This is a genomic window from Serratia proteamaculans (genome assembly GCF_013337185.1).
GTDB lineage: Bacteria > Pseudomonadota > Gammaproteobacteria > Enterobacterales > Enterobacteriaceae > Serratia > Serratia proteamaculans_D.
On the sequence record NZ_SWDE01000007.1, the window covers coordinates 180,656 to 195,795 of the forward strand.

Here is a 15,140-nt window from a genome sequence, read left to right on the forward strand (position 1 = left end):
TGACAGGGCGCAGGCCGGCTGGTGACTCAGGGCATCGGCCGTAATGACATCGGGGCGAGCTGCGGGTTAAAGCAACTTTCGTAGTAGCGCTGGATATCGGCGATGCGGTGCTGATTGATACGACGGCGCTGCACCAGTTTCCAACTGTTGTAGCCCAGCACCACGGCGACGCTCAGCAGCAGCAGGCTGGTGCCGAGATAGCGCCACAGGGTGATGATATCCGGCTCGCTATGCAGTGCAATATGACGGGTCCCATTGGCATCGACGCTGATATTGGTGATCACGCCCTGCGCCTCGAACGGCGTATGCAGCAGCATGCCGGCAAGGCGCTGTAGCTCATTCCACTGGTCAAGTGCGTTGTATTCGTTTAACGGCACCGTCGGCTGCGGGTGATTCACCAGCTGTTTGCCTTCATCGCTGGTGATCAGGAACCCCCCCGGTGGTGGGCTGTTGAGCGCGGCTGCGGCCTGCCTGGTTTCGCTGTAGACGAAGGATGATGCGGCCACTTTGGTCAGGCTTTCCAGCGATTCGGCGCTCACCGGGCGCAGCAACACGTTCACCCCTTGCAGCGAGCCTGATTTGGCGCGTTTCACCAGGGTGCTCCAGTTTTTGACGTTGCCCAGATTGACCAGTGCGTTCTTCAGTCGGACGCAGTCATTATCCGCTTGGCACAGATCCTGCGTTTTCAGCACGATATCGGAAAAATCATCCAGCAGGATCATGCCGGATTTTTCGATTGCGCTGGCCAACTGTGGGTTGAGCTTTTGGTCGGTGCCGTCAGGGTGCAACTGGGCGTTAACCGTCGCCAGCAGGGCAGACGCCTTGTCGATCACTTCCGATTCCGGCTGTGGCAGTGGCGCCGCGTTGTTCCAGTAAATCCCTGAACAGTCGAACGGCATAAAGCTGGCGGAGCGCGTGCCGCTGGTTAACGGTGGCACATAGCACATGCCCGTACCCTGGGCTTTGAGGGTATCCCCGATACGCAGCGTTGCGCCTTCCAGTGTCTGTACGTTGGTCACTTCAATTTTTTGTGCGCCCTGCAGCCAGGCCATGCTCAGCTTGAGCGGCAGGCTGAGCGGGATATAGGTCAGCAACAGCAGCAGCACCAAAAGTGAACTGGCCATGAGTACCGCGTTCCTGCCCCATTGCTGCAGCGGGAAGTTCTTCACCTCATCATGCAGCGAAAGGTAACGACCCTGGCGCAGCACCTGACGGTTAAGGTAGATATCCACGTCGGTGGTTTTACCCAGATCCTGAGTGATGTAGGGCTGCCAGTGCGGCGGATAAATCAGGTCAATGATGCCGAGTGAAATGTTGCTGATCTGCCCCTGATTGGATTCGCCAAACAGCCCCCAGCGCTTGGGGGTACCCCGCAGGCAGTGCACTTCTTTTAGTTCGCGGGTGGCGGGGCGGCGGAACAGGTTCCAGCAGCCCCAGGCGATCATCAACACGGCGACGACAATCATCCAGGGGATCACCACGACCGGGCTTATCAGGCTGAAGAACAGCAGCAGCAGGGCAGCCGAGATAATAGCGGCTTCCTTGATACCGTTCGGGCGATTGAGTGCGTGTTCTTCCGAGGTTTCCTTGCGGATATTCAGCAGTTCGACATGCTCGCTCTCTTCCTTGCGGATAGAGGCGTTTTGGCTCGGGGTTGCCTTCACCACCGGCGGCAGCGGCCGATCGTGAATATGGTCTTTCAGCGAATGCCCGTTGAGCGAGATCACCAGCGGCAGCGTCTGGGTTCTAATCACTTCCACATGGTTATCGGCGCTGATGTACTGCTCCCAGAACGGCGGCAGATGCACCTCTTCGGCGTCCAGATAATAGCGCCATTTATTAGGCTCATCGCTGGCCAGCCCGTAGCGGGTGATAGCGTGGGTGATCGGGTAGACGTTGTCGCTTTGTGGGGTCAGCGCCAGCTTGGCAGAAGGCAATGAATTGCTGCCGGGCAACAGTTTGTTGCTCAGCTTGTTTTGTTGGCCGAGATAGTGCTCAACGGCGGCGCGTTCTTCGCCGGTCAGCTTGCGGTGTGTGGGTTTGATAAAGGGCAGCGTACGCGTCAGCAGCGGCTGATTGCGGGCTTTGAACCAAAGATACAGGCCGGCGGCAATCAGGCAGGCAAGCACTAAGGCCAATATCAACACTATTGTGCTCATGCTATCCCCATCCTGAACCCGTGAACCTCACCAACCTGATGAATCCTGGACTATTATACGCAGCCAAATCACCAAGAGACACCCTGATCCGTAACGAGAGAGCAGATTCTCCGTCGGGATCTCACTTATTGATAAAAATTTCAGTCTTATTGCCCTGTCTTACCTGCGTGATGATAGCAACCAGGTTGCACTGCCGATATCGGCATTATCTTATTTTAATGCGCTCTTTTTGCAGGATGAGAACAGAAAAGCGGCGGGTACTGGCTACGCTTGTTAAAAAAAAGTAAATTACTGCTTGTGCTCGTTGCGGCAAAGGTTCTCATTAACGCACAATGTGATCAAGATCGGATTTGGTCAGCGTTTGAACGCATGCGGACCGCGCGTCACGCCAATCATTATTCTGGTTACCCGCGTTATCACGCCCGATGCTGTGGCCTGCTAGCGGATAACTCATTTGAGGCAATCATGGATAAACACCTGCAAAAACCTAAAATTCTGAAAGTGGAAACGGTCGCACGTTCGCGTTTATTTAACGTTGAGTCGGTCGATTTGGAGTTCAGTAACGGTGTACGGCGGGTGTATGAGCGGATGCGGCCCTCAGACCGCGAGGCCGTGATGATTGTGCCGGTGATTGGCGACGATTTGCTGCTGATCCGTGAATATGCCGTGGGCACTGAATCTTATGAGCTTGGCTTTCCCAAAGGTTTGATTGATCCGGGTGAAGGCGTGCTGGAAGCGGCCAATCGCGAGCTGATGGAAGAGGTGGGTTTTGGCGCCAGACGCTTTGATTTCCTCAGCAAGTTGACGATGGCCCCGTCGTACTTTTCCAGCAAGATGAATATCGTACTGGCGCACGATCTCTACCCGCAGAGTCTGGAAGGGGATGAGCCGGAGCCTTTGCCGCAGGTGCGTTGGCCAATAGCCGACATGATGGCGTTGCTGGCAGAGCCTGATTTCCGCGAGGCGCGCAACGTTAGTGCGTTGTTCCTCACCGAGGCATTTTTACGTGGTTCCCGCTAAGCGCGACGGTTAAATGAAAAGGGCCCAGATTTATCTGGGCCCTTTTTTTATTAGAACAACTCGTGGCTTTCGCCGCCGGGATCCGTCAGCGTCGTGCCGGTATCCCGCGATGGGTAGTCCGTCGGCTGAGTCCCTTCGATAAAGTACTCGGAACGGCTGCCGCCGCCGCCACCGGAAAGCTTACCGCTGCTCTTGTCGATGGTGACGCTGATAATGCCCGGTGGTGGGGTCACCTTCTGCTCTGGAATGCCTTCCAGTGCGGTTTTCATAAAGTCATCCCATGCCGGTTGCGCACTCTTGGCGCCGCCTTCACCGCCGGAAGCCTGATCCGGGATCGCACCGGATACCGTTGTACGGCCAAGGTCACGGCGGTGATCATCGAAACCAATCCATACCGACGTCACGGTATCCGGGCCATAGCCGGAGAACCAGGCGTCTTTTGAACTGTTGGTGGTACCGGTTTTGCCACCGATATCACGACGTTTCAGGTCACGGCCTGCACGCCAGGCGGTCCCCATCCAACCCGGTTCGCCATAGATATTGCTGTTCAGCGCATCGTGCATCAGGAACGCCAGCGGGGTGCTGATAACGTGTGGCGCATACTGCTGATCGCCATCCTGCTGAACCTGAGCGGGGGTCACCTGCTCCAGCTGAGGCATTGGCACGTTGCCATTTTTACCTTCCTGCGACGTCGCGACATTTTCAATGTTGTCTTCGGAAAGTACGGCCGAACGGTGAGTGTCACCATAAATCACCGGTAGATTACAGCTGTCGCAGACAATCTTCGGCTTGGTTTCGAACACTGTGTTGCCGTTATCGTCTTCAATCTTGGTGATGAAGTACGGATCCACCAGATAACCGCCGTTGGCCAGCACCGCGTAACCGCGGACCAGCTGCATTGGGGTGAACGAAGCCGAGCCCAGTGCCAGTGATTCGGTATGCACGATGTTTTGCGCCGGGAAGCCGAAACGCTGCAGGTATTCCGCTGCGTAATCAACGCCCATGGCACGCATCGCACGCACCATCACCACGTTCTTCGACTGTCCCAGCCCCTGACGCAGGCGAATCGGGCCATCGTAGGTTGGCGGTGAGTTCTTCGGCCGCCAGTCGGTACCGGCGCCTGGATCCCAACGGGTGATCGGCAGGTCATTGAGGATAGTGGCCAGGGTCAGGCCCTTGTCCATCGCTGCGGTATACAGGAAAGGTTTGATGTTGGAACCAACCTGACGCAGCGCCTGAGTCACGCGGTTGAACTTGCTTTGGTTGAAGTCAAATCCGCCGACCAGCGCTTTCACCGCGCCGTCATTCGGGTTGATAGAAACCAGGGCTGAGTTGACGTCCGGCACCTGTGACAGCCACCAGTTTTCGCCCACCTTGCGAACCCACACTTGTTGACCGGCCTGCACCACATCGGTGACGCGTTTCGGCGTTGGGCCTTGCTGAGTGTCGGATCTGTAAGGTCGTGCCCAGCGCATGGTAGACATCGGCAGCGCCACATGGCTGCCGTCAGCCATCATGGCTGTGGCCTCTTCGGCGCTGGTTGAGACAATCACCGCCGGCGACAATGGGCCGTAGTTTGGCAGATTCTTCAGGGAATCGACGATCTGCTTTTGGTCCCAGGCCGCTTCACCCACTTTCCACAGCACGTTGGACGGGCCGCGGTAGCCGTGGCGCATATCGTACGCCAGCACGTTGTTACGCACCGACTCCTGCGCCGCCAACTGCAGTTTCTTGGTGACGGTGGTGTAGACCTTGTAGCCGTCGGTATAAGCATTGTCACCGTAACGCTTGATCATCTCCTGACGCACCATCTCGGAGAGATAGGGGGCGGAGAAGCTGATTTGTGGCGCATGGTAATTGGCCACCAGCTCTTCACTGCGCGCCTGATCGAACTGCGCCTGAGTGATGTAATGCTCATCCAGCATCCGCGACAGCACCACGTTGCGGCGAGCGACGGCGCGATCGTGGGAGTAGAGCGGATTGAAGGTTGACGGGGCTTTCGGCAAGCCGGCGATGGTCGCCATTTCGCTTAAGCTGAGCTGGCTGACGTCTTTACCGAAGTAAACCTGCGCCGCAGCACCCACGCCATAGGCGCGATACCCCAGATAGATTTTGTTCAGATACAGCTCGAGGATTTCGTCTTTGGTCAGCATCTGTTCGATGCGTATTGCCAGGAAAGCTTCCTTGATCTTGCGCATCAGGGTGCGTTCCGGGCTTAAGAAGAAGTTTCTCGCCAGCTGCTGGGTAATGGTACTTGCCCCCTGTGACGCATGGCCAGACACCAGCGCAATAGAGGCAGCACGGAAGATACCGATTGGGTCGACGCCATGATGCTCATAGAAGCGGCTGTCTTCGGTGGCGATAAACGCATGCACCATAACCGGCGGAATTTGGTTCAGTTTTAGCGGAATACGGCGTTTTTCACCGTATTGGGCGATCAGCTCGCCGTCGGCGCTGTAAACCTGCATCGGTATTTGCAGCCGCACATCTTTCAGCGTTGCGACGTCAGGCAGCTGTGGCTCGACATATTTGTACAAGCCAAAGATCGAGGCTGCCCCCAACACGATGCAACACACTGCAAGGATTAGTAAATACTTTACGAACTTCACCTGAGATTTCCCATTTTCATGTCATTTGGGCAGTTTATAAACAACCGCGCGGTAGTATAAAGGCAAGCCTGCAACATGGATATGTTCTTTTGTTATCTGACGATATGGAGGTCGGGCAAAATATGATCACTCAAGCATGGCAGGTGGGGCTGGATATACAAAGTCACTGCGTTCGTGCCCTGGCGGCACAGCGCCGCCGCAATGGCTGGCAACTGCGTCACTGGTGGCAACAAAGGTTGCCGCAACCGGTGCTGCGTGAGGGCTGCTTGGAGCAGAGTGACGCGCTGATCCAGGCGTTGCGGCAATGGCGGGTTCAGTTACCAAGACATATTTCCTTACGCATTGCTCTGCCCGCGCAGCGGGTTTTACAGCATCGATTGCCCCTGCCGGACGCCAGGCTGAAAGAGCCGGCACGCGGTGACTACATCACCAGCCAGGGGCTGAAAAAGTTTCCGCTGGATAGCCAAACATTGGCGCTGGACTACCGTCAATCATTGCCCGAACACGCGACTCTGCTGCTGACCGCCGCCCGCCAGCAAGAGTTGCAACAGTGGCTGAACTGTCTGCGTCAGGCCAATTTACAGCCGCAGGTGGTTGATATTGCCCCATGCGCACTGCGCGTGATGGCGGCCGCCGCGGGCGTGGCGGGTGAAGCCGGTTTGCTGCACCGCCTCGATGAAGAATGGCTATGGGTGACCGCACACCGAGCGGAGTTTGCCTATGGCCTGGTATCGATTCGAGAAGCGGACGAGGCAAATCAGGCGTTGGCCGCAATGCATGCCGCCTGTCCATCACTCAGCGAACATCAGATTTACTATAGCAGCGTGATGGATGAGCAACCTCCGTCAGGCAGCTTGTCGTGGTCACCGTTTAGCGCTTTCAGCCAGCTGCGTCCCCCGTTACCCACATTGCCGGCGGCCTTTGTTTTGGCTGGCGGTCTGGCGCTGCGCGCTGAGGACAACTGATGTATCAGGTTAATCTTTTGCCCTGGCGCATTCGGGGCCAGCGTCGTCGTTATGCCTTTTGGTTACGCATTTTCATTTTGCAGCTGGTGCTGGTGCTGGCGGTACTGATGGTGGTCTTTGGCCTGTTGAGTCAGCAGCAGGCACAGCGGCATGAGGCGCTATTGACGCTGATCGGTCAGCAGGCAGAACTGACCGAGCGTTATCAACAATTGCAACAGGCGGTGGCACGTCTGGCACGTTTAACTGCGTTGGCGCAACAGTATGACAACAACCTGGTGCATAACCGACGTTATCTACAGCTGTTGCAGCAGTTATCCACTTCGCTACCTGATCCGCTGTGGCTTATCGCGCTGGAAAGCCACCCGCAAAATGTCACTTTACGGGGACTTGGCCGGCGTTATGAAGCGGTGCTTCAGTTTGAACAACAACTGACGGCGTTACCCCTGTTACAGAACTACCGCCTGGCAGAGGTGGTACAGCGCCAGGACGGTCTGTTCTCGTTTACCTTGGTGGCGCAATGGGGGCCGGGTGGATAAGTCATTACCGCTGTGGTTGGCGAGAGGGCTGGGCTTGCCGGGGTGGAAGCTGTTGTCCATCCAGTGGCTGGTGTTGGGCAGCCTGATCTTGCTGTTCGGCCTGTTGCTGTTGCAAGGAAAATGGCAGCAACTGGCACAAACCGAGGCGCAGCAGCAGCGCCTGATGCAACAGATGACCCCCTTGTGGGAGCAACTGGCCGGTATGCCGACGCTGGATCAGGTGAATCAAAGCCTGCAGCAGGTCACCCGCCCGCCTGCCGCCGATAGCGATTTGGCGAGCACGTTGCAACGGGCGGGTGCCGGGCTGCAGCGTTGGCAGCAGCAGGACAACTCGCCGCGGCAAACTCTGATACTCCATCTCAATTACGGCAGTTTATTAAGGCTGCTGGACAGTTGGCCGGCTCAGTTGCGTATTGATCAAATGACCGTTGAAGCGCAGGTGGGGGAGCTGACGACGCATTTCATACTCCAGGCGGCTTTGGCAGAGGCAGAGGCGGCAAACCCCAATGAATAGATGCTGTGGGTTCTGGTTACTGTGGCTGCCTCTGGCGTTGATGGCCCAGCCTCAGCCACGCGATCCTTTTAAGCCGTTACCCTTGCCCGACTGTCCGAGCGCAGCGGAGTCGCCGGTGAACTGGCAATTGAAGGGCACCATCGGGAAAGCGGCGTTACACCATGCCTGGGTAGTTACGACCGCCGGACAGTGGCTGCGATTAAAACCCCAACAAACCTTATTAGCCGGGCGTTGGCGGGTGGAACAGGTCCTTAAGGGGCAAGTGACGCTGAAAGAGAACCTGGGCGATCCGCTGTGTCCGGTCGCTGAGAATGCCGTGGTGTTGACCCTGGGAAACCATAAGGAAGAAAAATGAAAGGATGCCGTTGGCTGGCGGTGCTGCTCTGGGGTGTGGTTATTTCCGGCGTAGCACAGGAGCAAGAGCCCGTTTCGCTGGAGTTTCAGGATGCTCCGATTACTCTGGTGTTGCAGGCGCTGGCGGATTATCAGCAGCTGAATATGGTCACCGCCGCAGGTGTGGGGGGCAACCTGACGCTAAGGTTGGATAATGTGCCCTGGCACCAGGCACTGGCGGTGATTTTGCGTATGGGAAAGCTGTCAATGACGCTGGAGGGGAATGTCATGATGGTTTCCCCTGAACCCAATGAGCAAGAAAAGCAGCGCCAACAGCAGGCGCGGGTACAAAAACAGCCGCTAAAAAGCGTGACCCTGCCGTTGAGCCATGCCGATGCGGAAGAGGTTGCTGAAAACCTGAATGCGCAGGGCGGAATATTGCTGAGCGAGCGTGGCAGTGTGGTGGCAGATAAACGCACCAATGCGGTATTGATCCGCGATACAGCATCGATCGTGACGTTATTAACGCAAAGGATCGCCGAAATGGATGCGCCTTTGGCACAGGTGCAATTGGCGGCACATATCGTTACCATCAACACCGAGAGTCTACGTGAGCTTGGCGTGCGCTGGGGGTTGGCCCCAGACGAACGACAGGCCAGGTCATGGCAGATGGACGGTTTTAATGTGGGGTTACCGCTGGAGCGCAGTGCCGTCAGCGCGGGTTTCCATCTGGCACGAATTGGCGGGCGATTATTGGATCTGGAATTGATGGCGCTGGAGCAGGAAAACCGGGTGGAAATCATCGCCAGTCCGCGCTTGCTGACCGCGAACCTGCAAACCGCCAGCATAAAGCAGGGGACTGAGATCCCCTATGAAGTGAACAGCGGCTCCAGCGGGGCGACGTCGATGGAGTTCAAGGAAGCGGTGCTGGGCATGGAAGTGACGCCTAAAGTTTTGCCCAATGGCCGCATCACCCTGACGCTGCAAATCAGCCAGAATATGCCCGGGCGCTCAATCAGCCGTGCGGCAGGCGAGACGTTGGCGATAGATAAACAGGAAATCAAAACCCAGGTGACGGTAAAAGATGGCGAAACCGTTGTTTTGGGAGGCGTATTTCAGCGCCATAGCGCCGAAGGGGCAGACAAGGTGCCCGGGATCAGCGACGTGCCGCTGCTGGGTTCCTTGTTCAAACAGAGCAGTAAACAACATAAACGGCGCGAGCTGGTGATATTCATTACTCCGACATTGATTAAGGCCTGAGCAACCGGGTGTGCGGTTCGTGGGAAATCGCCTAAAGTTGATGAGCAGATGCACTTTTTTATCACCTTCGGGGCATCTGCGTTTGACGCTGCGACCGATTTAGCTTACAAGGGTTACCGAATTGAGCACCGAGGTTTTTTTGTTAGCGCCAAGACGCCGTTAAAAACGTATGGTTTCCCTCCTGCGGCGTGGATTGCGATTTATTCGGTTGCCAAACTACCAAGAGTGTTGAGATAATTTTCCGTCTGATCTCGCACTATCGTTTATGAGGTTTCAGTTTAGGTCCCGCCGCTGATTTGATTGGCGGGGCGGGTTAACATTAACGAATTGTCTTAGTAATACCGAAAAACATGGCAGAGAAACGCAATATCTTTCTGGTTGGGCCTATGGGTGCCGGCAAAAGCACTATTGGCCGTCAGTTAGCTCAGCAACTCAATATGGAGTTTTTCGACTCCGATCAAGAAATTGAGCGACGTACCGGAGCTGACGTGGGCTGGGTATTCGACGTGGAAGGTGAAGAAGGTTTCCGCGATCGTGAAGAAAAAGTCATTAATGAACTGACGGAAAAGCAAGGCATCGTGCTGGCTACCGGCGGTGGTTCGGTTAAATCGCGTGAAACGCGTAACCGTCTGTCGGCGCGTGGCGTAGTGGTGTACCTGGAAACCACTATCGAGAAGCAGTTGGCCCGTACCCAGCGTGACAAAAAGCGTCCGTTGCTGCAGGTTGATTCTCCTCCGCGTGAAGTGCTTGAAGCGCTGGCGAAAGAGCGCAATCCGTTATACGAAGAAATTGCAGATGTCACCATCCGCACCGACGATCAAAGCGCCAAAGTGGTTGCCAACCAGATCATCAACATGCTGGAAAGCAACTGATAGCGGTTTCCGTGTTCGCCACGGCAAATGCGGAAGACTGATTGTGTTCCCCGCGTTGCGGGGATAAACCACATTGAGAACTGAGCGCGACATGGAGAGAATTACCGTAACGCTTGGGGAGCGCAGCTACCCGATAACCATAGCCGCCGGATTGTTTAACGATCCGGCTTCTTTTATGCCGCTGAAGGCGGGTGAACAGGTCATGCTGGTCACCAACCAAACCCTGGCGCCACTCTATCTGGACCACGTTCGGAAAGTGTTGGAGCAGGCAGGCGTCATGGTGGATCAGGTGATTTTACCTGATGGCGAACAGTATAAATCTCTGGCCGTACTCGAGCAGGTGTTCTCGGCACTGTTGGAAAAGCCGCACGGTCGTGATACCACGCTGATTGCCCTTGGGGGCGGCGTGGTTGGCGATCTTACCGGCTTTGCCGCCGCTTGTTATCAGCGCGGTGTCCGCTTTATTCAGGTTCCTACCACGCTGCTGTCGCAGGTGGACTCTTCCGTTGGCGGTAAAACCGCCGTCAATCATCCGCTCGGCAAGAATATGATCGGCGCCTTCTATCAACCCGTTTCTGTGGTGGTTGATCTCGATTGCCTGAAAACCTTACCGGCGCGTGAGCTCTCCTCTGGTTTGGCTGAAGTGATCAAGTACGGGATTATTCTCGACCACGATTTCTTCGTCTGGCTGGAAAACAATATCGATGCCCTGGTGGCGCTGGATATGCAGGCTCTGGCCTACTGTATCCGTCGCTGCTGCGAGCTGAAAGCTGAAGTGGTTGCTGCTGACGAACGCGAAAGCGGGCTGCGCGCGCTGCTGAATCTGGGCCATACTTACGGCCATGCGATCGAAGCCGAAATGGGCTATGGTGTATGGTTGCATGGTGAAGCCATTGCTGCCGGTATGGTGATGGCGGCAGAAACCGCGCACCGTCTCGGTCAGTTCTCCCGCGAAGATATTGAACGTATTAAAGCACTGTTGTTGCGCGCCGGTTTACCGGTGTGTGGCCCGCAGGAAATGGCTCCGGGAGCTTATCTGCCGCATATGATGCGCGATAAGAAAGTCCTGGCCGGTGAATTGCGCCTGGTACTGCCGAAGGCCATTGGCCAGGCGGAAGTCCGTGGCGGAGTGGGGCATGATATGGTGCTCGCTTCGATCGCAGCTTGCCTTCCTGACGGAATGTCTAAGTAAATCGGACGAAGTAACAGTGGCTTAGCCGCCGTTTACATCTATATTAATTAATGTGCAAAGCCTGACTGACGTCGCTTTGCCATCATCGGGTTAATCTGCCCGTGCCACGGTAGGTATACCGTGGTGGGCTTTTGCCTCTAGTTGGAGGGTTTCAGATGGATGAGTTTAAACCGGAAGACGATCTCAGACCTGATAGCAGCGATCGTCGTCCTGCACGTTCGCGTAAACCGGCTCCGGGACCGCGTTTTGCCATTTCACGTCAGCATTTAATGATTGGTATCGGTATTTTGGTGCTGTTGCTGCTGATTATCGGCATTGGTTCGGCGTTGAAGGCGCCTACCAAGCATGAAGCGGCACAGGAAAGCGCACAGAATGGCGCAGCCAAGGACATTAATCTGTCGGGCTCTTCGTCACTGACTGCCGGTAATACCGGAGTTCCGGGCGGCACCACGGATACCAACGACAATAACGGCGTGAGCAGCAGCTCGCAGCCGCAAACCGTCAGCGTCCCTCCGATCTCCAGCACCCCGACGGAAGCGCAACCGCAGCCACCGCAGGGCGGCGCGCAGCAGCGTGTCGATCTGCCGGGCAATATGTCAGATGCACTGTCAGCGCAGCAAGGTCAGGTTGATGCCGCTACGCAGGGCATGACGGGTCCAGCTTCGACGTTACCAACGGCCCCGGCTACCCTGATGAACGGCGCTGCGGCGAAAGAAACCGTCCGTCCGGTTCAGGGCACTGCGCCACAGCAACATAAAACTCCGGCGAAAACCGTCAGCAAGCCGACGGCCACGGCCACACAGCATAAATCGCCAACCACGGTGTATACGCCGGCGCCAGCCTCTTCCGCTAAAGCGGGAGCAGCCAGTGCCAAGGCGGGAGCCGTTAGCGGCAGCGGCGGTTCGCTGCAGTCTGCACCGGCAAGCCATTACACTCTGCAACTGAGCAGCGCCTCGCGTTCCGATACGCTGAACGCCTACGCCAAGCAGCAGAAATTACAGCATTATTTGGTGTATTCGACTAAACGTGACGGCAAACCCTGGTACGTGCTGGTGAGTGGCAACTATGCCTCTTCTGCGGAAGCCAAGCGTGCCATCGCGACGCTGCCGGCGGATGTTCAGGCGAAAAAACCCTGGGTCCGACCTGTAAGTCAGGTTCAGCAGGACCTGAAAAAGTAACCCGATAGATTTCAAGCTGCATTCAGGCATTGAAGGGGCGCACAAATTGCGCCCCTGTTACTCAGGGCGGACAGAATCGCCCATGACCGATGGCTGGAGTTGCCTGCGGACAGGCCGAATAACTGTGCGTGGCCAAGGGTGCTGCGGCTTGAAGGATGAAGGGTATCAATCACTTAAATTTGTGCGCTGATGTGCTGTCTGAAACAGAGTACAATCCGCCGCTCTGAATTGTATAATAAGTAGCTAATTGACGGCATGAAGAAAAACCGCGCTTTTTTAAAATGGGCTGGTGGAAAATACCCGCTGGTGGACGAGATCCGTCGTCACCTGCCAGCAGGCGACTGCTTAATCGAGCCCTTCGTGGGTGCGGGTTCAGTCTTCCTGAACACGGAATACGACGCCTATATTCTCGCCGACATCAACAGCGATCTTATTAACCTGTATAACATCGTTAAACTGCGTACGGATGACTTCGTGCGTGATGCCCGCCTGCTTTTCACCGATGAATTCAATAAGTCAGAACAGTTTTACCTACTGCGCGAAGAGTTCAATACTAGCGCCGATCCCTATCGTCGCGCGTTGTTGTTTCTTTACCTGAACCGCCACTGCTATAACGGTCTGTGCCGCTATAACCTGCGTGGGGAGTTCAACGTGCCGTTTGGACGTTATAAGAAACCGTACTTCCCGGAGGACGAGCTGTATTGGTTCGCTGAAAAATCCCGCAACGCCACTTTTGTCTGTGAGCATTACCGCGATACCATGGCAAAAGCCGAGCGTGGTACCGTGGTGTATTGCGATCCGCCGTATGCGCCATTATCGGCGACGGCGAATTTTACTGCTTACCACACCAACAGCTTTAGCATGGCCGACCAGCAGAGCCTGGCGCTGATGGCGCATCAGCTTTCGGTAGAAAGCCAGGTGCCGGTATTGATTTCCAACCATGATACCGAGCTGACGCGTGACTGGTACCAGCACGCCTCGCTGTACGTGGTGAAAGCGCGCCGTACTATCAGCCGCAATATTCTTGGCCGCAGCAAAGTGAATGAGCTTTTAGCGCTGTATCGTTAAACCGGGGTTACGCCCCGGCGTAGTTATCCTATGGATTTCGAACCCTACGTTTGGAGATAGCGGATGAAAAAATTTTTGATTGCCCCGTCCATTTTGTCAGCAGACTTTGCCCGCCTGGGTGAAGACACTGCCAACGTGTTGGCCGCAGGCGGCGACGTAGTGCATTTTGACGTAATGGATAACCACTACGTTCCCAATCTGACCATCGGGCCGATGGTTTGTCAGGCGCTGCGTAATTACGGCATCACCGCACCGATTGACGTTCACCTGATGGTGAAACCGGTTGACCGCATCGTGCCGGATTTCGCTGCAGCGGGTGCCAGTTACATCTCTTTCCATCCGGAAGCTTCCGAACACGTCGATCGCACCATTCAACTGATTAAAGAGCACGGCTGTAAAGCCGGCCTGGTGTTCAATCCGGCAACGCCGTTGAGCTACCTCGATTACGTGATGGATAAAATCGACGTGATCCTGCTGATGTCGGTCAACCCTGGTTTTGGCGGTCAGTCGTTTATCCATGGCACTTTGGATAAGCTGCGTCAGGTGCGCAAAATGATCGACGAAAGCGGTCGTGATATCCGACTGGAAGTGGATGGCGGCGTGAAGGTCGACAATATCGCCGAGATCGCTGCCGCGGGCGCAGACATGTTTGTCGCGGGTTCCGCCATCTTCGGCAAGCCGGATTATCGTCGGGTGATCGACGAAATGCGCAGCGAGTTGGCGAAGGTGACGCATGGCTGATTTCGGGGCGATCCGCGCTCTGGCCTTCGATCTCGATGGCACGCTGGTCGACAGCGCGCCGGGGCTGGCTGCTGCTATCGATCTGGCATTGGCGGAAATGGGCCTGCCACAGGCCGGTGAGGCCCGGGTGGGCACCTGGATTGGTAACGGTGCCGACGTGCTGGTGCAGCGCGCGCTGCGCTGGGCCGAAGTGGAGGCCACGCCGGAACACTGTCAGCAGCTTCGCGAGCGCTTCGATCATTTCTATGCGCAAACCGTCGACAGCGGCAGCCGCCTGTTCCCACAGGTGAAAGAAACCCTGGCTCAACTGGCTGCGCAAAATTACCCGATGGCGCTGGTGACCAACAAGCCAACGCCGTTTGTCGCGCCGTTGCTGGCCGCATTGGGCATTTTGGATTACTTCTCGCTGATTATCGGCGGTGACGACGTGGTGGAAAAGAAACCGCACCCGGCGCCCCTGTATCTGGTCCTCGGCAAGCTTGGTCTGCGCGCCAATGAGTTACTGTTTGTCGGCGACTCCCGCAATGATATTCAGGCGGCACAGGGGGCAGGTTGCCCAAGCGCCGCACTGACCTACGGTTATAACTACGGCGAGGCGATTGCCCTGAGCCATCCCGACCGCGTGTTGGAGCGCTTTGCCGACTTGTTGCCCGCTCTTGGGCTGTCATCTTTAGAGAATCAGGAAATTTAAAC

At 56.1% G+C, this 15,140-nt stretch carries 14 protein-coding genes; 12 read left to right on the forward strand and 2 right to left on the reverse strand.

What is annotated here, in order from left to right:
- Positions 1-26: 26 nt before the first annotated feature.
- Positions 27-2,159, reverse strand: a complete 2,133-nt coding sequence (locus tag FCL49_RS21940) for an intracellular growth attenuator family protein (protein WP_174355137.1) — start codon at positions 2,157-2,159, stop codon at positions 27-29.
- A 465-nt stretch (positions 2,160-2,624) separates the two neighbouring features.
- On the opposite strand from FCL49_RS21940, the gene nudE reads away from it, so the two are divergent.
- Positions 2,625-3,179 carry an ADP compounds hydrolase NudE gene (gene nudE / locus FCL49_RS21945; RefSeq protein ID WP_012147288.1) on the forward strand — a complete coding sequence of 185 codons (555 nt, stop codon included), beginning with the start codon at positions 2,625-2,627 and terminating at the stop codon, positions 3,177-3,179.
- A 50-nt stretch (positions 3,180-3,229) separates the two neighbouring features.
- Here nudE and mrcA read toward each other — a convergent pair whose 3' ends face one another.
- Positions 3,230-5,788, reverse strand: coding sequence for a peptidoglycan glycosyltransferase/peptidoglycan DD-transpeptidase MrcA (gene mrcA, locus FCL49_RS21950; RefSeq protein WP_174355138.1), 2,559 nt, complete (start codon positions 5,786-5,788; stop codon positions 3,230-3,232).
- A gap of 122 nt (positions 5,789-5,910) precedes the next feature.
- On the opposite strand from mrcA, the gene pilM reads away from it, so the two are divergent.
- From pilM to FCL49_RS22005, 11 genes are all read left to right on the forward strand, one after another.
- Complete coding sequence (gene pilM / locus FCL49_RS21955) at positions 5,911-6,753, forward strand: type IV pilus biogenesis protein PilM (protein ID WP_174355139.1); 843 nt, start codon at positions 5,911-5,913, stop codon at positions 6,751-6,753.
- Positions 6,753-7,289 (forward strand): PilN domain-containing protein, encoded by a 537-nt coding sequence (locus FCL49_RS21960; protein WP_174355140.1) that lies wholly within the window; start codon positions 6,753-6,755, stop codon positions 7,287-7,289. Before pilM ends, FCL49_RS21960 begins: the two co-directional genes overlap by 1 nt.
- The gene (locus FCL49_RS21965; protein WP_174355141.1) at positions 7,282-7,803 is read left to right on the forward strand and encodes a hypothetical protein; all 522 of its coding nucleotides are present in this window, start codon (positions 7,282-7,284) and stop codon (positions 7,801-7,803) included. The genes FCL49_RS21960 and FCL49_RS21965 overlap by 8 nt, the downstream gene beginning before the upstream one ends.
- Positions 7,796-8,158 carry a DNA utilization family protein gene (locus tag FCL49_RS21970; protein ID WP_174355142.1) on the forward strand — a complete coding sequence of 121 codons (363 nt, stop codon included), beginning with the start codon at positions 7,796-7,798 and terminating at the stop codon, positions 8,156-8,158. Before FCL49_RS21965 ends, FCL49_RS21970 begins: the two co-directional genes overlap by 8 nt.
- Positions 8,155-9,396 carry a DNA uptake porin HofQ gene (hofQ, locus tag FCL49_RS21975; protein ID WP_174355143.1) on the forward strand — a complete coding sequence of 414 codons (1,242 nt, stop codon included), beginning with the start codon at positions 8,155-8,157 and terminating at the stop codon, positions 9,394-9,396. The genes FCL49_RS21970 and hofQ overlap by 4 nt, the downstream gene beginning before the upstream one ends.
- A gap of 350 nt (positions 9,397-9,746) precedes the next feature.
- Positions 9,747-10,268 (forward strand): shikimate kinase AroK, encoded by a 522-nt coding sequence (gene aroK, locus FCL49_RS21980; RefSeq protein WP_004391482.1) that lies wholly within the window; start codon positions 9,747-9,749, stop codon positions 10,266-10,268.
- A 91-nt stretch (positions 10,269-10,359) separates the two neighbouring features.
- Positions 10,360-11,460 (forward strand): 3-dehydroquinate synthase, encoded by a 1,101-nt coding sequence (aroB, locus tag FCL49_RS21985; RefSeq protein WP_174355144.1) that lies wholly within the window; start codon positions 10,360-10,362, stop codon positions 11,458-11,460.
- A 155-nt stretch (positions 11,461-11,615) separates the two neighbouring features.
- Positions 11,616-12,638 carry an SPOR domain-containing protein gene (locus FCL49_RS21990; protein WP_174355145.1) on the forward strand — a complete coding sequence of 341 codons (1,023 nt, stop codon included), beginning with the start codon at positions 11,616-11,618 and terminating at the stop codon, positions 12,636-12,638.
- 255 nt (positions 12,639-12,893) lie between these two features.
- Positions 12,894-13,706 carry an adenine-specific DNA-methyltransferase gene (gene dam / locus FCL49_RS21995; protein WP_135318350.1) on the forward strand — a complete coding sequence of 271 codons (813 nt, stop codon included), beginning with the start codon at positions 12,894-12,896 and terminating at the stop codon, positions 13,704-13,706.
- A gap of 63 nt (positions 13,707-13,769) precedes the next feature.
- The gene (gene rpe / locus FCL49_RS22000) at positions 13,770-14,447 is read left to right on the forward strand and encodes a ribulose-phosphate 3-epimerase (protein ID WP_135318349.1); all 678 of its coding nucleotides are present in this window, start codon (positions 13,770-13,772) and stop codon (positions 14,445-14,447) included.
- Positions 14,440-15,138 (forward strand): phosphoglycolate phosphatase, encoded by a 699-nt coding sequence (locus FCL49_RS22005; RefSeq protein ID WP_174355146.1) that lies wholly within the window; start codon positions 14,440-14,442, stop codon positions 15,136-15,138. Before rpe ends, FCL49_RS22005 begins: the two co-directional genes overlap by 8 nt.
- Positions 15,139-15,140 lie beyond the last annotated feature (2 nt).